The 17,316-nt window shown below is 65.7% G+C and carries 15 protein-coding genes; 5 read left to right on the forward strand and 10 right to left on the reverse strand.

What is annotated here, in order from left to right; genetic code table 11:
- Positions 1-61: 61 nt before the first annotated feature.
- The 4 genes from CH302_RS06825 to CH302_RS06840 form a co-directional block, all read right to left on the reverse strand.
- Positions 62-2,167 carry a 3-hydroxyacyl-CoA dehydrogenase NAD-binding domain-containing protein gene (locus CH302_RS06825; RefSeq protein WP_037189456.1) on the reverse strand — a complete coding sequence of 702 codons (2,106 nt, stop codon included), beginning with the start codon at positions 2,165-2,167 and terminating at the stop codon, positions 62-64.
- Positions 2,164-3,390: a thiolase family protein gene (locus tag CH302_RS06830; RefSeq protein WP_037189455.1), complete on the reverse strand. Its 1,227-nt coding sequence runs from the start codon at positions 3,388-3,390 to the stop codon at positions 2,164-2,166. Before CH302_RS06830 ends, CH302_RS06825 begins: the two co-directional genes overlap by 4 nt.
- 72 nt (positions 3,391-3,462) lie before the next feature.
- Positions 3,463-4,758, reverse strand: a complete 1,296-nt coding sequence (locus tag CH302_RS06835; protein ID WP_037189454.1) for an HRDC domain-containing protein — start codon at positions 4,756-4,758, stop codon at positions 3,463-3,465.
- A 40-nt stretch (positions 4,759-4,798) separates the two neighbouring features.
- On the reverse strand, positions 4,799-5,398 hold the full coding sequence (locus CH302_RS06840; RefSeq protein ID WP_037189453.1) for a DUF3000 domain-containing protein: 600 nt from the start codon (positions 5,396-5,398) through the stop codon (positions 4,799-4,801).
- A 125-nt stretch (positions 5,399-5,523) separates the two neighbouring features.
- Here CH302_RS06840 and hemE point away from each other — a divergent pair, with 125 nt between their 5' ends.
- From hemE to CH302_RS06865, 5 genes are read left to right on the forward strand one after another with little or no spacing between them, the layout of a single operon-like run.
- Positions 5,524-6,597: a uroporphyrinogen decarboxylase gene (gene hemE, locus CH302_RS06845; protein ID WP_037190079.1), complete on the forward strand. Its 1,074-nt coding sequence runs from the start codon at positions 5,524-5,526 to the stop codon at positions 6,595-6,597.
- Positions 6,594-7,949, forward strand: a complete 1,356-nt coding sequence (locus tag CH302_RS06850) for a protoporphyrinogen oxidase (protein ID WP_037189452.1) — start codon at positions 6,594-6,596, stop codon at positions 7,947-7,949. Before hemE ends, CH302_RS06850 begins: the two co-directional genes overlap by 4 nt.
- A gap of 4 nt (positions 7,950-7,953) precedes the next feature.
- Positions 7,954-8,649 carry a hydrogen peroxide-dependent heme synthase gene (gene hemQ / locus CH302_RS06855; RefSeq protein ID WP_037189451.1) on the forward strand — a complete coding sequence of 232 codons (696 nt, stop codon included), beginning with the start codon at positions 7,954-7,956 and terminating at the stop codon, positions 8,647-8,649.
- Positions 8,646-9,350 carry an HAD family hydrolase gene (locus CH302_RS06860; protein WP_037189450.1) on the forward strand — a complete coding sequence of 235 codons (705 nt, stop codon included), beginning with the start codon at positions 8,646-8,648 and terminating at the stop codon, positions 9,348-9,350. Before hemQ ends, CH302_RS06860 begins: the two co-directional genes overlap by 4 nt.
- Complete coding sequence (locus tag CH302_RS06865) at positions 9,347-11,668, forward strand: molybdopterin-dependent oxidoreductase (RefSeq protein ID WP_176460655.1); 2,322 nt, start codon at positions 9,347-9,349, stop codon at positions 11,666-11,668. Before CH302_RS06860 ends, CH302_RS06865 begins: the two co-directional genes overlap by 4 nt.
- Here CH302_RS06865 and CH302_RS06870 read toward each other — a convergent pair.
- The 6 genes from CH302_RS06870 to CH302_RS06895 all read right to left on the reverse strand — a co-directional run bounded on the left by CH302_RS06870 (position 11,646) and on the right by CH302_RS06895 (position 17,285).
- The gene (locus tag CH302_RS06870) at positions 11,646-12,104 is read right to left on the reverse strand and encodes a MaoC family dehydratase (protein ID WP_045195371.1); all 459 of its coding nucleotides are present in this window, start codon (positions 12,102-12,104) and stop codon (positions 11,646-11,648) included. The two genes, CH302_RS06865 and CH302_RS06870, sit on opposite strands and share 23 nt — an antisense overlap.
- Positions 12,105-12,190: 86 nt before the next feature.
- The gene (locus CH302_RS06875; protein ID WP_052047499.1) at positions 12,191-13,003 is read right to left on the reverse strand and encodes a polysaccharide pyruvyl transferase family protein; all 813 of its coding nucleotides are present in this window, start codon (positions 13,001-13,003) and stop codon (positions 12,191-12,193) included.
- 126 nt (positions 13,004-13,129) lie between these two features.
- Positions 13,130-13,558 (reverse strand): peptide-methionine (R)-S-oxide reductase MsrB, encoded by a 429-nt coding sequence (gene msrB / locus CH302_RS06880; protein WP_037189448.1) that lies wholly within the window; start codon positions 13,556-13,558, stop codon positions 13,130-13,132.
- A gap of 27 nt (positions 13,559-13,585) precedes the next feature.
- Positions 13,586-14,824, reverse strand: coding sequence for a glycosyltransferase family 87 protein (locus tag CH302_RS06885; RefSeq protein ID WP_037189446.1), 1,239 nt, complete (start codon positions 14,822-14,824; stop codon positions 13,586-13,588).
- A gap of 63 nt (positions 14,825-14,887) precedes the next feature.
- On the reverse strand, positions 14,888-16,450 hold the full coding sequence (locus CH302_RS06890) for an alpha/beta hydrolase (protein ID WP_037189444.1): 1,563 nt from the start codon (positions 16,448-16,450) through the stop codon (positions 14,888-14,890).
- Between the two features lie 46 nt (positions 16,451-16,496).
- A complete protein-coding gene (locus CH302_RS06895) occupies positions 16,497-17,285 on the reverse strand; it encodes a pyrimidine reductase family protein (RefSeq protein ID WP_037189443.1) in 789 nt (262 codons plus the stop codon).
- Positions 17,286-17,316 lie beyond the last annotated feature (31 nt).

Here is a 17,316-nt window from a genome sequence, read left to right on the forward strand (position 1 = left end):
TCGAGGTGATGGACGAAAATCCGGAGAATTCCGTCCACAACCTCGAACTCGGCGGGCAATGCTAGACGCTGGCTACGCCCGGAGCGAGGAAGCGCTGACCGGTTGCGGCCTCGGAGGCTCCGCTGCGGTCCAGGTACGGGGTGATGCCGCCGTTCCAGAAACCGAAGCCGCCGCCGAGCAGCAGGCAGAGGTCGATGTCCTCGGCTGCTGCCACGACGCCCTCGTCGAGCATGATCTTGATCTCGTCGGCGATCGCGTTGCGGGTGCGTTCGAGCACCTGCTCGGCGGTCGACGGCGAATCACCTTGCGGCCACAGTGCGGCAACCTCGGGGTCGACGACCTGGCCCTCGGGGCCGTAGGTCCACACACCCGGCTTCTTTGCCTCGACGAGTGCACGGAATCCGGGGGAGTCCTTGAATCGATCCGGGTACGCCTCGGCAAGCGTCTCCGCGGTGTGCAGAGCGACGGCCGGTCCGACGAGTGCCAGCAGTGTCAGCGGACTCATCGGCATGCCGAGTTCGCCCACTGCGCCGTCGGCGACCTCGAACGGGGTGCCCTCGTCGATCGCGCTGATGATCTCGTTCGACGCGCGGGTGACGAGACGGTTGAAGACGAATCCGGGGAGATCCGCCGACAATACTGCCGACTTCTTCAGGGTCTTGGCCGTCGCGAATGCCGTTGCGAGGGTGGCATCGTCGGTCTTCTCGCCCTTGACGACCTCGAGCAGTGGCAGGACCGCAACGGGGTTGAAGAAGTGGAAGCCGACAACGCGCTCGGGGTGCTTCAGATCGGCCGCCATCTTGGTGATCGACAACGAGGAGGTGTTGGTCGCGAGAATCGTTTCGGCAGAAACGAATTCCTCGACCTCGGCGAACACCTTCTTCTTGACGTCGAGGTTCTCGAACACGGCCTCGATGACGAAGTCGGTGTTGGCGAACGCAGACTTGTCGATCGAGCCGGACACCAACGCCTTCAATCGATTCGCGGCGTCGGGGGACAGGCGCTTCTTGCCGAGCAGCTTGTCGATCTCGCCGTGGACGTAGCCGACGCCCTTGTCGATGCGCTCCTGATCGATGTCGGTGAGGATCACCGGCACCTTCAGCTGCCGAACGAACAGCAGTGCGAGCTGGCTGGCCATCAGACCGGCACCGACGATGCCGACACCGGAGATCTTGCGCGCCAACGACTTGTCGGGTGCACCGGCGGGACGCTTCGCGCGCTTCTGCACCAGATCGAAGGCGTACAGCCCGGCACGCAATTCGTCCTTGACCAGCAACGTGGACAGGGCCTCGTCCTCGGCCGCGAAGGCTTTGTCGAGCGAGGCCGAGTCGGTGATGTCGGTGTTCTTGGCGAGCTCGAGCAGCTCCACCGCGGCGACGGGGCCGGGGGCGAAGTTGTTGGTCTTGCCCGCCACGATTCCCTTGGCGCGGGCGATGGCGTCGTCCCAGGCCTGCCCGCGGTCGATCTCCGGACGGGCAGGGGTGATCTCGCCCTTGATGACCTGAGCAGCCCACGAGAGGGACTGCTCGAGGAAGTCGGCTCCGCCGAAGAGAGCGTCTGCGATACCGAGGTCGAGTGCCTGCTGCGGCTTGAGGACGCGGTTCTGGTTCAGTGCGTTCTCGATGACGACGGTGACCGCGTTCGAGGCTCCGATGATGTTCGGCAGCAACTGAGTTCCGCCCCATCCCGGTACCAGCCCGAGGAAGGCCTCGGGTAGTCCGAGCGCGGCAGCGTTCTCCGCGACGGTCCGGTAGTGCGAGTGCAGTCCCACTTCGAGACCACCGCCGAGTGCGGCACCGTTGATGAAGGCGAACGTCGGAATCGTGCTTTCGCGCAGGCGACGGAAGACCTTGTGGCCGTGCTGCCCGATCTGCAGCGCCTCGTCCTTGGTCTTGATGTTCGGCACACCGTTGAGGTCGGCACCGACGGCGAAGATGAACGGCTTACCGGTGACGGCGATGGCCACCGGGTTCGCTGCGAAGGCCTCGTCGAGGGCGGCGTCGAACTTGGCGAGTCCGCCGGGACCGAAGGTCGACGGCTTGGTGTGATCGAAACCGTTGTCGAGCGTGACGAGGGCGATGGAGCCGTCGAGTCCCGGTACGGAGACGATCTTGGTGAAGGCGTTCGTGACTACCTCGTCTTCGAACGCTGTGGTGATGTCACTCATTTGGCTGCTCCCGAGTAGTCAGCGTGGTTGGGGTTCTCCCAGATGACGGTGCCGCCCATGCCGAGACCGATGCACATGGTCGTCAGGCCGTAGCGGACGTCGGGCTGCTGAGCGAACTGGCGGCTCAGCTGGGTCATCAGGCGCACGCCCGAGGACGCGAGAGGGTGGCCACACGCGATGGCACCGCCCCACTGGTTGACGCGGGGATCGTCGTCGGCGATGCCGTAGTGCTCGAGGAAGGCGAGTACCTGGATGGCGAAGGCCTCGTTGATCTCGAACAGGCCGATGTCTTCGATGCTCAATCCAGTTCGGCCGAGCAGCTTTTCGGTGGCAGGAACCGGGCCGATGCCCATGACGGCCGGGTCGACGCCTGCGAAGCTGAAGCCGACCATGCGCATGCCGATGTTCAGGCCGAGCTCGTGCGCGGTGTCCTCGCCGGCGAGGATCGCGGCGGTGGCACCGTCGTTGAGTCCCGCAGCGTTGCCTGCGGTGACGCGACCGGCAGGACGGAACGGCGTCTTGAGCTTGGCGAGGTCTTCGACGGTGGTGCCGGGGCGAGGCGGCTCGTCCTCGGTGGCCAGGCCCCACCCGGCGGCGGACTTGGTGGCGACGGGCACGAGAGTGTCGGCGATGAAGCCGGCCTTCTTGGCCGCGTCGTACTTGTTCTGACTGGCGACGGCGTACGCGTCGGTGCGGTCCTTGGTGATGCTCGGGAACCGGTCGTGCAGATTCTCGGCGGTGTTGCCCATCACCAGTGCGCTGGGATCGACGAGCTTGTCGGCGAGGAAACGCGGGTTGGGGTCGACGCCTTCACCCATCGGGTGGCGGCCCATGTGCTCGACGCCACCGGCGATCACGACGTCGTACTGGCCGAAGCCGATGCCCGATCCGGTGGTGGTGACCGAGGTCATTGCGCCTGCACACATGCGGTCGATCGCGAATCCGGGGACGCTGCGGGGGAGACCGGCGAGCAGGGCGGACGTACGGCCGATGGTCAGGCCCTGGTCACCGGTCTGCGTGGTCGCGGCGATCGCGACCTCGTCGATGCGCTCGGGAGGGAGGTTGGGGTTCTTGCGAAGGAGTTCGCGGATTGCCTTGACGACCAGGTCGTCTGCGCGAGTGTCGGCGTACATGCCCTTGGGGCCTGCTTTGCCGAACGGGGTACGGATGCCGTCGACGAAGACAACATTCCTCTGTGAGCTGGTGGACGCGGGTACAGACACGCTTTTCGATCCTCCCGACAGATGCGGACGACTCGCCCGGGTACCCGGACGCGACCCCTACTGTAGCGGGTATTACCCGTCGGTAACTTGGGAAGGGTGCAGTGCCTTCGTCAGTACCGGCACCACCAGTGTCCGCTGCCAGGGTCGGGCCCCGCCGTCGGCCAGTCGGGCCTCGATCAGCTCGGCCGGGTCGACGTCGGGATCGGCCGGATTCTGCCAATCCCACACCAGGCGGCGCAGCAGATCCGGCATCAACAGATTCTCGACCGGCACTGCAACCGATTCGCTGAGCTCGGTCATCGCGGCCCTGACGTCGGCGAGTCGCGCAGCTGCATCGGGATCGCGTCGAGCCCACCGATTGACCGGGGGCGGACCGTCGAAAGACGCTGCCATCGAGGGCAGTTCGGACGTCGGAAGCGCTCGCGCACGGGTCAGGGCGGAGGCCCACAGTCGGGACGATCTGCGCTGACGCGGACCGCCGAAGACCGGCAGTTGCTCGAGCTCCCGCGAGGACTTCGGGTCCGCCGTTGCGGCTGCGACGATCGCCGAGTCGGGCAACACCCGGCTCGGTGCCACATCACGCTTGGCCGCCAATTCGTCTCGGGTGGCCCACAATTCGCGGACGGCAGCGAGGGTGCGGGGAGATTTGATCGCATGGATCCCCGATGTCCGACGCCATCTGTCGGTCTTGGGTTTGGGCGGTCCGAGAGTGAGGATGTGGGCGAATTCCTGTGCTGCCCAGTCCGTTTTACCCTGCTGTTCGAGCTCCGCGGCCATTGCGTCACGCAGTTCGAGCAGAACTTCGACGTCGAGTGCGGCGTAGTTGAGCCAGGTGTCGGGTAGTGGCCGGGTGGACCAGTCGGCAGCTCCGTGGCCCTTCTGCAGGGCAAGGCCGAGAGTGCGTTCGACAATGGCGCCGAGCCCCACTCGGTCGAATCCGGCGAGGCGGCCTGCGAGTTCGGTGTCGTAGAGCGTCGCGGGTACCAGGCCGAGTTCGGCGAGCCCGGGTAGGTCCTGATCGGCGGAGTGCAACACCCATTCGAGCGGGTTGATCACCTCGGCGAGTGGAGCGAGGTCGCCGGTGACGGGGATCGGATCGAGCAGAACGGTCCCTGCGCCACGCCGACGGAACTGCAGAAGGTAGGCACGCTGGGAGTACCGAAAGCCCGACGCGCGTTCGGCGTCGACTGCGAGAGGCCCGTGACCTGCCGCGAGGAGCTTCGCGGCCACGAGAACGGCATCCGGTGTGTCGACGACATCGGGTACACCGTCAGCCGGGGCGAGCAACGGAACGGCGACCGGCTCGTTGACCGGCGCGTCCGACGGGGCGTCGTCCGACGTGGTGTCGGGGGAACTCTCGGCTGACATGGACAGTGACTCTAAGCCCTACGGGTGGAAGGGCCGCCCACTATGTCCGGCTGGAACTGCGCTGACCGAGGGTGGTGATGCCCGCGGGAGGCAAACCGGCCGCGTAGGCGAGCACCTCACAGAACGCTTCGACGTGCGTCGAGAGGTCCTCGGACGTGGCCGTCCACGAGGCGCGCAGTTCGAGCTGGTGGGCCTTGGGCGGCCCGGCGATGTCGCCGTAGCGCACCGAACTGGTCGAGGTGACAGTGCCGCCGAGTGCGTTGAGCGGCTCTGACCGTGACTCCAGCGCGTCGACCAGCCAACTCCACCCGACCTCGGGGAGCAGGGGATCGTCGGCGAGGGATTCGTCGACGTCCGCCTGGATGTACGCGACCAGTCGAAGGGTGCCGTTCCATGCCTCGGCACCGTCGGGGTCGTACAGCAGGATCAGGCGGCCGAAGGCGTCGCCGTCACTCTGTTCGTCGACCTGGTCGGAATCGGGATGCTTGACCTCGGCCCCGATCGCATAGCTGTAGGGGGCGAGACGCTGCGGCGGCCGGATCGGACCGATTTCGATCGCCGGGTGTACCTGAGCCCGATGCATCGCGTCGATGGCGGCGCGGAACGGCGCAGGTTCGGCGGTGGATTGGGATTCGGTCACGTCACCGGACGTTAGACGCGTCACGTTGCGCTCAGGCGGAGGCGCGCCGAGCCGTGATGGAACCGAAGTGGGTGTGTCGCCCTTGGTGGCAGGAGCTTTTCTCCCGCGTGGCAGCATGGAAGGCGATGAACGCCGAACCGCACGCCACAGCCCCCGCCCGTCGAGAACTCCCGGACGCGCCGTTCCTGGCCGCGATCGCAGGTAGAGCTCCCTCGCGTCGGCCGGTGTGGTTCATGCGCCAGGCCGGTAGGTCGCTGCCGGAGTACCGCAAGATTCGCGCCGGCATCGGCATGTTGGATTCCTGCTTCCGGCCCGACCTCGTGGCCGAGATCACCCTCCAGCCTGTTCGTCGGCACGACGTGGACGCGGCAATCCTGTTCTCGGACATCGTCGTTCCGCTCAAGGCCGCCGGTATCGATCTCGACATCGTCGCAGGTACCGGACCGGTCGTCGCGCAGCCGGTGCGGTCGGCTGCCGATGTCGCCGCACTGCCGATCCTGACCGCCGATCAGGTGGAGCCGGTGGCCGATGCGGTGCGGATCCTCACCCGTGAACTGGCCGGTACGCCGCTCATCGGTTTCGCTGGCGCACCGTTCACCCTCGCGTCGTATCTGGTCGAGGGTGGCCCGAGCCGCAATCACGAGAAGACCAAGGCGCTCATGCGGTCCGATCCGGCGACCTGGCATGCCCTGCTCGACGCACTGGCCACCACGACGATCACCTTCCTGCAGGCTCAGCTCGCCGCAGGCGTCGACGCAGTGCAGGTGTTCGACTCCTGGGCGGGTGCGCTGTCCCTCGCCGACTACCGCGAGTACGTGCTGCCGCACTCGACGCGAGTGTTCGACGCCGTGTCCTCGGCCGGTGTACCCAAGATCCATTTCGGTGTCGGAACCGGAGAACTGCTCGGGGCGATGGGTGAGGCCGGTGCCGACGTGGTCGGTGTCGACTGGCGTATTCCGCTCGACGACGCCGTGCACCGGGTCGGCGGCGGCAAGGTGCTGCAAGGAAATCTCGATCCCGCGGTGCTGTTCGCCGGCTGGGATGCCGTCGAGGCCGAAGTTCGCCGTATCGCCGCCGAAGCGGACCGCGCGGTGGCGGCCGGTGCGCGCGGACATGTGTTCAACCTCGGACACGGAGTGCTCCCCGATACCGATCCCGAGATTCTGACCCGCGTGGTGTCGCTGGTGCATTCGTTGTGACGGTGCGGCGGTACGCCGTGGTCGGCGGCGGAATCTCCGGCCTCGTCGCGGCGTATCGCCTCCGACAGTCCTGCGGACCGGATGCTGAGATCACTCTCGTCGAGGCCTCGTCGCGCATCGGTGGCACGCTGCGCACCACGGCAGTCGGAACGGACTCGTTGGACGTCGGTGCGGAGGCCTTCATCGGTCGTCGTCCGGAAGTGCCGGCTCTGCTCGCCGAACTCGGCCTGTCGGATCAGCTGGTGCACCCCTCGTCGGCGCGTCCACTGGTCTACTCCGGCGGTCGGACGCATCCCCTCCCGCTCGGCACCTTGATGGGGATACCGTCCTCGGCCGATTCGGTACGGGATCTGGTGGACGGTGAAGACCTGCGCCTCATCGAGACCGAGACCGCGCGGCCCTTCGCCTGGACCGCGGGTTCGGACGTGAGTGTGGCCGATCTCGTGGGCACCAGGTTCGGCTCCCAGGTCGTGAGCCGTTCGGTGGACCCGCTGCTCGGCGGCGTGTATTCCGGCTCGGCGAGCTCCATCGGCGTCCGTGCGGCTCTGCCCACGTTGGCTGCCGCGTTGGACGGCGGAGCGGCGAACCTGACCGAGGCAGTGCTGGCAGCACTGCCCACTCCGTCGCCGGGACCGGTCTTCGGCGGACTGAGCGACGGTTATGCGGTGCTGCTCGATGCTCTCGTCGCTGCGACCGATGCCCACACGGTCGTCGGAGCAGGCGTCGGTGAGATTCGCCGCGACGCCGGCGGGTGGTTCGTCGAGGGCGTCGGACTCGTCGACGGCGTGGTACTGGCGGTCCCCGCGCCGATTCTCGGTCGACTCATCGCCGAGGTGGCACCCGCGGCGGCGCAGGCCGCGCGGGATATCGAACTCGCGTCCTCGGTCGTCGTCGCGCTCGCGTTCCCCAAGACCACCGAACTGCCGCAGAACTCGGGAATCCTGGTGGCCACGGACGCGGGCCTGGACGTCAAGGCATTCACGTTGTCGAGTCGTAAGTGGCCGCACCTGGAGGAGCGTGACGCGGTACTGCTACGGGCCTCGCTCGGCCGCTTCGGTGACACCACGGCATCGGACCGATCCGACGCGGAGTCGATCGAGACGGCACGCGCGGACCTCGCGGCGGTGGCGAACATCGATGCGCAGCCGCTCGCCGCGACCCTGCAGCGCTGGCCGGGAGGTCTGCCGCAGTACGCCCCGGGGCACCTCGATCGCGTCGCCGCCATCGAGGCCGGAGTGGCCGACCTACCCGGCCTCGAGGTCACCGGGGCCTGGCAGCGCGGCGTCGGAGTGCCCGCGTGTATTGCGTCCGCCACCACCGCTGCCGCCCGTCTGATCGAAGTGGCACGATAGGGCCATGGCACGCCTCGATTACTCAGCGCTCAACTCGACTCTTCGCTACTTGATGTTCTCGGTCTACAAGGTCACGCCCGGCGTTCTCGGCGAGGATCGGGCCGCGGCTGCCAAGGAAGCGAAGGTGTTCTTCGAAGGTCGTGAAGACAAGGGCGTCGCAGTGCGAGGGGTCTACGACATCGCCGGTATGCGCGCCGACGCCGACTTCATGGTGTGGACGCACGCCGAGCGCATCGAGGATCTCCAGGCCACGTACTCCGATTTCCGCCGCACCACCGCGCTGGGCAGGGCGAGTACTCCGGTGTGGAGCAACACCGCGCTGCACCGCCCGGCCGAGTTCAACAAGAGCCACGTCCCGGCGTTCATCGCAGGTGAGGATCCGGGCGCGTACATCTGCGTCTACCCGTTCGTCCGCTCGATCGATTGGTACCTGCTACCCGACGACGAGCGTCGCACGATGCTCGCCGACCACGGCAAGGCCGCACGCGACTACAAGGACGTGCGCGCGAACACCGTGCCCTCGTTCGCACTCGGCGACTACGAGTGGATCCTCGCCTTCGAGGCTCCCGAACTCGATCGCATCGTGGACCTGATGCGTGACCTGCGGGCCACCGAGGCGAGGCGTCACGTGCGCGAGGAGACCCCGTTCTTCACCGGCCCTCGGGTCGAGGTGGACGCGCTCGTCGAATCTCTGCCGTGACGACGACGGGCACACCCGCGATCGAGGCCGTCCTGTTCGACTTCTCGGGCACGCTGTTCAGGCTCGAGGAGCACCCCTCCTGGTTCGACGGGATTCACGATGCCGATGGCACCCCCGTCGACGGTGCGGGAGCCGCGGAACTGATGCGACGCATGACGGCACCGGTGGGGGAGACGGTCGAGTTCGACGACGCGACGCGTCATGCTTGGCGGAACCGAGATCTCGATCCGGCGCTGCACCGGCAGGCCTATCTGCATGTGCTCGCGCAGTCCGGTGTCACCGATCCGGCGCACGCAGAATCCGTCTACGGTCGCGTGATCGATGCGGATTCCTGGACGCCGTACCCGGATACCGAAGCGGTGCTCAAAAAGCTTGCTGCCGAATCGATTCGGATCGGGGTCCTGAGCAACATCGCATTCGACATCCGTCCCGCGTTCGTCGATCGCGGTATCGACAGGTTCGTCGACGAATTCGTACTCTCGTTCGAGGTCGGTCACGTCAAGCCGCAGCCCGAGATCTTCCGGCACGCGGTAGCGGCGTTGGGCGTCGACCCCGCGGTGACGCTGATGGTGGGCGACAGCGACGAGGCCGACGGTGCCGCTCGAGAGATCGGGTGTCGCTTCGCTCTCGTCGATCCGGTGCCGACGTCGCAGCGCCCCGATGCTCTACTGAAGGCGCTGCGCGAGTTCGGAATTCGATGACCGGGGTGGCCGGCGTTCAACACATGGGCCACTGGGGCATGTTTCGTGCCGAGTCGGACGGGCACGATGTCACCGCGATTCATCCCCAGGTGACGGACAGCAATCCCTCCCCGGTGTTGGGCAACCTCGTCGGGTCGGTGACCCATCGATCCCGCGTCACCGCACCGGCGGTGCGCAAGGGCTGGCTCGAGCACGGGCCGGGGCCGACCGACAAGCGTGGCAGCGACGAGTTCGTCGAGGTCTCGTGGGACGAGTTGACCGACCTGCTGTCCAACGAACTACGCAGAGTGATCGACACATTCGGCAACAACGCCGTGTACGGCGGGTCGTACGGGTGGGCGAGTGCCGGACGCTTCCATCACGCGCAGAGTCAGGTGCATCGCTTTCTCAACTGCATCGGCGGTTACACGCGATCGGTGCACAGCTACTCACTGGGTGCGACCGGCGTCATCATGCCGCACGTCCTCGGTGCGCATTGGAAGATGTTCTCGCGCTCCACCTCCTGGAACGTGATCGCCGCACACACCGAATTGTTGGTGGCGTTCGGCGGAGTTCCGGTGAAGAACACCGGCATCAATCACGGCGGTACGTCGGACCACCCCACCGTCGATTCGCTCGACGCGATGCGCGCCCGCGGTGGGCAGATCGTCACCGTGAGTCCGCTTCGCAGCGACATGAACGGCGACTCGCGCTGGATCGCTCCGCGGCCCGGTACCGACGTCGCGATGATGCTGGCGCTCGCATACGTGCTCGCCGACGAAAAGCTGCACGACACAGCATTTCTCGACACATACTGCCAGGGCTATCCGGAGTTCGAGCGATATCTGCTCGGCATCACGGACGGCACACCCAAGACCCCGCAGTGGGCCTCGGCGATCTGCGGCATCGAGGCCGCGGAGATCGCGGATCTGGCCCGGGAGATGGCGTCGAAACGCACGATGGTGACGGTCACCTGGTCACTGCAGCGGACGCGACACGGCGAGCAGGCTCCGTGGATGGGCGTCACGTTGGCGTCGATGCTCGGTGGGATCGGCGATCCTGGTGGCGGATTCGGGCACGGTTACGGGTCGATGAACGAGCCGGGCCTGGCCCCGGTGCCGTATCCGTTGCCGACTCTGCCCCAGGGAATCAATCCCGTTCCCGATCTGATTCCGGTCGCTGCTGTCTCGGACATGCTTCTGAATCCCGGTGGTGAATTCGACTACGACGGTAGACGATTGACCTATCCCGATATCAAGATCGTCTACTGGGCCGGCGGAAACCCTTTCCACCACCACCAGGATCTGGGGCGGCTACGTCGCGCTCTCGGGAGAACCGACACCGTCGTGGTGCACGACCCGTACTGGACACCGATGGCCAAGCACGCCGACATCGTCGTCCCGTCGACCACATCGTTGGAGAGGTCGGATCTGAGCTGCACGCGCAACGATCCCTTGCTCGTCGCGATGGCCCCGGCCGCCGCGCGGTTCGCCGATTCCCGCGACGACTACGACACGTTCGCCGAGCTGGCGACTAAACTCGGTGTGGGCGAGCAGTTCACCGAGGGGCGTAGCTCGCAGCAGTGGGTCGAGCACCTGTACGAGCAGTGGCGCGGATATCTACGCGCCGGGGGCGTCGATACTCCCGAATACGACGATTTCGTGCGTGCGGGCTCGTTTCGGATGAAGACCGAGGACGATCTGACGTTCTTCGAGGACTTTCGACGCGACCCGGTGGGCAACGCGCTGCGCACCCCGAGCGGCAAGATCGAAATCTTCTCGTCGACGGTGGCGGGGTTCGACTACGAGGACTGCCGTGGGCATCCGATGTGGTTCGAGCCGCAGGAATGGCTCGGTGGACCGCGAGCGCAGCAGTTCCCGTTGCACCTGATCGCCAATCAGCCACGCACCAGGCTGCACAGTCAGCTCGATCACGGTGCGGTGAGCCGTAACTCGAAGGTTCAGGGCCGCGAGCCGATACGAATGCACCCGTCGGCGGCCGGGGTCAGGGGAGTGTCGGACGGCGACATCGTACGGGTGTTCAACGACCGCGGTTCGTGTCTGGCCGGTGTGGTTCTCGACGACGCGATGCTGGAATCGGTCGTGCAGTTGTCCACCGGAGCCTGGTACGACCCGCTCGATCCGGCGGATCCCGATTCGATGTGCGTACACGGCAGCGTGAATGTGCTCACCGCGGACGAGGGCTCGTCGGCGCTTGCGCGCGGCTGCACCGGCCAGCACGTGTTGGTGGAGATCGAACGCTACGACGAGCCGTTGCCGCCGATCACAGCGTTCGATCCACCTGTTCGATCCGAGGTCAGAACACGACGCGAGAGATGATTTCGGCGACCAGCGCCGGCTTGTCCTCGCCCTCGATCTGCAACGTTCCCGCCGTCACCATCTGCAGTGCCCCGCCGGATACCTCTTCGACGGAGACGAGGGTGGTCTGCAGGCGCACGTGGGCACCGACCTTCACCGGGTTGATGAAGCGAACCTTGTTGGAGCCGTAGTTGATTCCGAGCTTGGTGTTCTCGATGGTGTAGATCTGCCAGTTGAGCATCGACACCAGGGACAGGCTCAGAAATCCGTGGGCGATGGGTGCGCCGAACGGGCTTTCCTTCTTCGCCCGCTCGACGTCGACGTGGATCCACTGATGATCGCCGGTGGCGTCGGCGAAGGTGTTCACCCGTTCTTGGGTGATCTGCAGCCAGTCACTGGTGCCGAGGTCTTCGCCGACGGCCGCTTTGATCTGCTCTGGTGAGGTGAAAGTGCGCATGCTCACAGTATGCACTTTCGCAGCAGGACGCTCGAGGGCGAACGAGTGGGCGAACGAAGTTCGGCTCTGTTCTCGGCCTGCGGAATTCAGGCCGCGCAGCGCGGAGTGAACGGAAAAGCGGCAATCAGATCGTCTTGGATTTCCGTCAGATTCGGAATCGGGCGATAGTCCTTCCGAAGTTGCGCGATTTTCTCGTGATCCCGCGCAAGGTCCGACGAATGCTGGAGTGCTTGTCGGTCGAAAGCGGAGTAGTAGTCGTCGAATTTGTATCCGTTGCCGCCGATGTCCTGCGTCAGCTTTATCCACGCATTGGGGACTCCGTACGAGTCTGCGACGATCAAGCCGTGCAGACTCGTCGACATCACGAACTCACATGCAGTGATGTCCGCGATGACAGCAGCGGGATGTCTGGACGGGTCGATCAACGTCACGTTCTTCTCTCGCGCGAGCGCTTGCACTACGGGATCTTTCTTGTGCACCCAGTGGTAGACAAGGCCGATTCGACCGGGTACGCGCGGAGAGCGTGAGTAGACCCTGTTCGCCAAGAGCCCGGGGTCCCCGACCGCGACCTCGCGGTCGGACTCGATACGACTCAGCGACAGATGTCCGCGCACAGCATAGAAATCGAAGTCGGGGTAGCTGAAGTCTTTTTCGTGGGCAGTGTCGCTGAGCATGAATCCTGAACCCCAGACCTTCAGGCTCTTCCGTGCCTCCATGAGCTGGACCATTTCGAGGGTGGAACCCGCCCCGATCATGTCGCTCCGCTTCGCACGACGCCAGGAACACTTCAGCCCGAACAGTGATCTCACCAGTCCGGGCGTCAATTCGTCGCCGAAATTGGGTTTGACGCCGGTGAGTTTTACCTGACGCCACCAGAAAGTTTTGATCGACGTGGCCATGACCGTAAATTTACCTTATGCATAGGTAATCAAAGGTAAATCTACCGAGTTTTGGGCTCTGTTTCGACGGATCTGCAGCTCATGACGCGCGCTACTGCGCGGCGATCTCCGGGATTTCCTGGTCGATCAGGATGCAGGCTTCAGTGTCAACGAGATCGAGTTGATGCAGTACCGCTGATCGGTCGGGGTGGGGTAGCCCTCGCCCTCGAAGACGTGCCCGAGGTGGCTGTGGCAGGTCCGGCAGACGACCTCGACGCGGCGCATTCCCAGTGTGGTGTCTTCCTTCAGGATGACGGCGTCGCTGTCGGCCGGGTCGAAGAAGGACGGCCAGCCGCAATGCGATTCGAACTTTTCGGTGCTGCGGAACAGTTCTGCTCCGCAGGCGCGGCATTCGTAGATGCCTTCGGTGGTGGTATCGGTGTATTCGCCTACGCCGGGACGTTCGGTGCCTGCCTGGCGGAGCACCGCGTATTCCTCGGGGGTCAGCTTCTCGCGCCACTGCGCGTCGGTGAGCTGGACGGCCGGGGCGGAGTTTTTGTCGGTAGCTGAACTCATGCTTACACGCTAATACGATTTGCCGGGCTATGCCGTTTTCGCTGGTGGAGCGCTCGGCAACAGGTAGCTCGGTTCGATTCCGTCGTCGAGTCGCCCTTCGCTTCGGGCGGCGAACCAGCGTCCGACGAGCACGCCGAAGATGACGACGATCAGCAGGGCCCAGCCGAAAGTGGTGCGGAGATAGTCCAGCGCGCGCCCGGTTTCGATCCATCGCCCCGAGAGCCATCGGTCGTAGTTCATGAACCCGTAGATCGCGAGCCAGGCAGGCCAGTTTCGCAGCAGCGAATTCTTCAACACGACGGTCATGAGCAGCGGGAACAGCATCATCGAGTAGTACATCTGGCCGAGCGAGCCCAACAGCCAATGCGCGGTGAGGATCAAGCCCGAGGTGGTCGCGAAGAAGAACAGTCGGTCCTCGCGGCAGTACCGGTAGAGCAGCCACAGCGAGATCAGAACCATGATTCCCAGGACCGCGCGGATGCCGAGAGTGAGCAGTTCGGGAACACCGTAGTAGCGCCCGTTACCCACGACAGCACTGTTGAAGTAGTCGCGAGTCTGCAGCAGATACGGCAGCGTCCTGTCGATGAAGTTCATCGGGTCCACCGACAGCGGCCAGGCGATGGCCATCATGACCACGGGGATCGCGATCGAGGTGATGAACACCTTCCACTGACGCGTCATCAGGGGAAGCAGCAGCAGCGGCGCAAGCATGGGCTTGATCGCCAGAGTCAGACCCATGGCAACGCCGGCCGACAGGTCTTTGCGCTGGAGGAGGAATCCGAGGAAGGCGACCTCTCCGAGAAGCACGAAGCCGTTGAAGTTGGTGAACACCAAGGTGTTGGTCACCGTTTCGCTGACGAAGGCGGCCAGCAGGAGTGCGGGGGCTGCAACCGAATCGAGGCGGAATCCGAAGATGCGCAACAGGATGTACAGCGCCAGCAATATCGCGATCGTGCTGGCGATGATGAACAGCCAGCGGGATCGCTCGGGATCGATGACGGCAATGGGGGAGAGCAGCATCGTCGCGCTCGGCTGATACAGGTAGTGCGGATCGACCGAGTCGAAATTCGCCGTGTACACCGGCTGGCGGTTGAGGAATGCCAGGGCGGCGCTGTACACCGGGTTGAAATCGTTGGTGATGTCTCCGTTGACCGCCTTGATCACCACCCGCTGGATGACGGTCATGATGGCGATCGGCCACAGGGCGTACTTGATTACCTCGGCGGTCGTCCGCCCTGACCGCGGCTCCAGAAAGCTAAGTGACACCCGGGAACGGTACCCGAGGCGGGGACCGCACCGGCGAAGGACACCCCGCGATGGGTGGCCGACTCAGGCGGGGCAGACGGTGCCGTCGATCGGAAGTGCGCTGTCGCGTGCGTAGTTCACCGCAGCGCTCTGCAGACACTGCGATCCGCCGAGGCTCGGATGCCCGCTGCCCTGCCACGCGGCCGACGCGACTCCTGCACCGGTCGCCCCGACCAACCCCGTGACCGAGGACAGACCGCCGTTGCCCACGATCGGATCGCCTGCATTGGACAGGACCAACACCGGAACCTCCAGCGAAGTGGGCAGCGGTGTGGACGGAGCCGTCGGCCACGACGAGCACAGCAGCGCCGTCAGAGCGGCGTCGGTGCCGTAGATCGGGTAGCGGTCGTTCCACTGCGACGACAGGTCGCGAACGCCCTGCGGCGACGGCCACTGCTGCCCGTCCGTGCACCGAGACACGAACTGACCGTCGGTGCTGTAGGCGTTTCGGCCGCGTTCGGCGAGGGCCGCCAGCGCGGTGGTGTCGGAATCGGCAGCCGAGGACAGGGCTGTGGAGAGCCCCGTGGCCCGAGACGAGGCGTCGCCTGCTGTCGATGCCAGGGCGAAGGTGATGCCGTCGAGAATCTCGTGGGTGGACAGCGGTGAGAACTCGCCGCCGGCGGCGCGTCGGAGCAGCTCGGCGACGGCGGCCGTCGGATCGCTGCCGAGGGAGCAGTTCAGCGCGACGCATCGCTGCGCGAACGCTCTGAAGGCCGCTTCCTTGCCCTGCGTGCGCTGCTCGGCCAACGTGATCTGATCGGTGCCGACACCGGTCGGCGAATCGAGGATCAAGCGCGAGATGTTGGCCGGGAACTTCGCCGCGTACGCCAGCGCGGTGAGCGCGCCGTTGCCCGATCCGATCAGGCCGATCTGTTCCACACCCCACAGTTGCCGCAGACGGTCCAGATCGTCAGCCGCGTAGGTGGTTCCGAACGCGAGCTCCTGCGGTTGCAACGTGTCGGTGCACTCGATCGTGGCGTCACGACCGGCGTCGACAGCGCGGTCGACCGTGTCGGCATCGGATCTGGTGAACTGCCCCAGCGCGTCGACGGCGGGTCCGGTGACGTCGTCGATGCAGTCCACAGCGGTGGATCGGCCGATTCCGCGTCGATCCACCGCGACGATGGGATGCGCCTCGAGCAGCGTCGCGAGCGGACCGGCGGCCATCGTGGCCAACGTGGCAATCGAGGACCGATCCGAACCGGACGTGAACACCAGCGGTCCTGCATCGGCTGGCGTTCTGTCGAGCCGCGCTCGCAGCGCCCCGACGGCGAAGGTGCCGAACATCTGCCCACTCGCATCCACGTCGGCTTCGTATTCTGCGCATTCGAGTGTCAGGCCGGGGGTGGTGGAGGTGAGCCCGAAGGTCCCGAGTGTTGCTGCGGTGCAGTCGGCCCAGGCGAGATCGGTGGCCGGAACGGCGAGTGCGACCGGTTCCGGTGGCGCGTCTGCCGAGGACTCGGCGGGCGCACCGGGGGAGCGTTGTTCCACCGCGACGTCGGGTCGGATCGACGGGCCGGCACCGCAGGCCGCGCACATCGTGGCGAGGACGAGGACCGCGGCGAGCAACGTTCGTTTCTGCGTCACTGTGCGAGGCTATCGACTTTTCGATCGACGGCGGTCCGCGCGCTGCTCATCGCTGACGCACCCAGCGCGTGAGCAGCGTTCCGTCCGTATCTCCCAGGACGTGTGCCCGGTGCATGGGCGCGTCGGACGCGTCGGATGCATGGGCGATACGGCCCGCCTCTCCGGCGACCAGCGTCGGCGAGATCGTCAGACACAGATCGTCCGCCGCCCCGTCGGAGACGAGTTGCCCGAACAGTCCTGGTCCGCCCTCACACAGGATGCGACGGAATCCGAGGTCGCCCAGCGTCGCAACGATGTCGTCGGTCGACACCGATTCGCCGGAGACCTCGAGCACCGTCGCTCCCGCCGAACGAAGCGCTGCCACCTTCGAGCCGTCCGCCGCCGCCGAGGTCAGCACCACCGGCTGCACGTCGGTGTCGGTGATCAATCGAGAATCTGCGTCGATCGACCCGGAGGCGGTGACCACCACGATCGTCGGAACCGGTGCCAGTCCGCCCGCCACCCGCCGTGCCTTTGCTTCGGCGGACAGCGAGACGCCGCCGTAGTTCTCGGCGCGCGCGGTACCGGCCCCGACCAGGACGGCGTCGCACAGTTCTCGGAGAATGCCGAACAGTCGGGCATCCGCGGGGGTTCCCAGGCCCGCCGACTTACCGTTCGCGGTGACCGATCCGTCGATGCTGGCGACGAAGTTCGTGCGGATCCACGGTCGGTCGAGGTCGGCCGGGTACGCGTGCAGGGCGCGGACGGCATCGTCGTCGAGTGTCGATCCGACGGTGAGCACGGACTCGGTTGCCTGCTCCGATGTGAAGTAGGTCCCAATATGGAGAAGCTGCATGAGAGAGATCAGACCACGTCGTTACGCTCGA

Source organism: Rhodococcus sp. 15-2388-1-1a (assembly GCF_002259145.1).
Lineage (GTDB): Bacteria > Actinomycetota > Actinomycetes > Mycobacteriales > Mycobacteriaceae > Rhodococcoides.

What these genes read in the sequence shown, in the direction of transcription:
- CH302_RS06825 (WP_037189456.1), bottom strand. Translation starts at nt 2,167, where the DNA reads ATGAGTGACATCACCACAGCGTTCGAAGACGAGGTAGTCACGAACGCC.
- CH302_RS06835 (WP_037189454.1), bottom strand. Translation starts at nt 4,758, where the DNA reads ATGTCAGCCGAGAGTTCCCCCGACACCACGTCGGACGACGCCCCGTCG.
- hemE (WP_037190079.1), top strand. Translation starts at nt 5,524, where the DNA reads ATGAACGCCGAACCGCACGCCACAGCCCCCGCCCGTCGAGAACTCCCG.
- hemQ (WP_037189451.1), top strand. Translation starts at nt 7,954, where the DNA reads ATGGCACGCCTCGATTACTCAGCGCTCAACTCGACTCTTCGCTACTTG.
- CH302_RS06865 (WP_176460655.1), top strand. Translation starts at nt 9,347, where the DNA reads ATGACCGGGGTGGCCGGCGTTCAACACATGGGCCACTGGGGCATGTTT.
- CH302_RS06870 (WP_045195371.1), bottom strand. Translation starts at nt 12,104, where the DNA reads ATGCGCACTTTCACCTCACCAGAGCAGATCAAAGCGGCCGTCGGCGAA.
- CH302_RS06875 (WP_052047499.1), bottom strand. Translation starts at nt 13,003, where the DNA reads ATGGCCACGTCGATCAAAACTTTCTGGTGGCGTCAGGTAAAACTCACC.
- msrB (WP_037189448.1), bottom strand. Translation starts at nt 13,558, where the DNA reads ATGAGTTCAGCTACCGACAAAAACTCCGCCCCGGCCGTCCAGCTCACC.
- CH302_RS06895 (WP_037189443.1), bottom strand. Translation starts at nt 17,285, where the DNA reads ATGCAGCTTCTCCATATTGGGACCTACTTCACATCGGAGCAGGCAACC.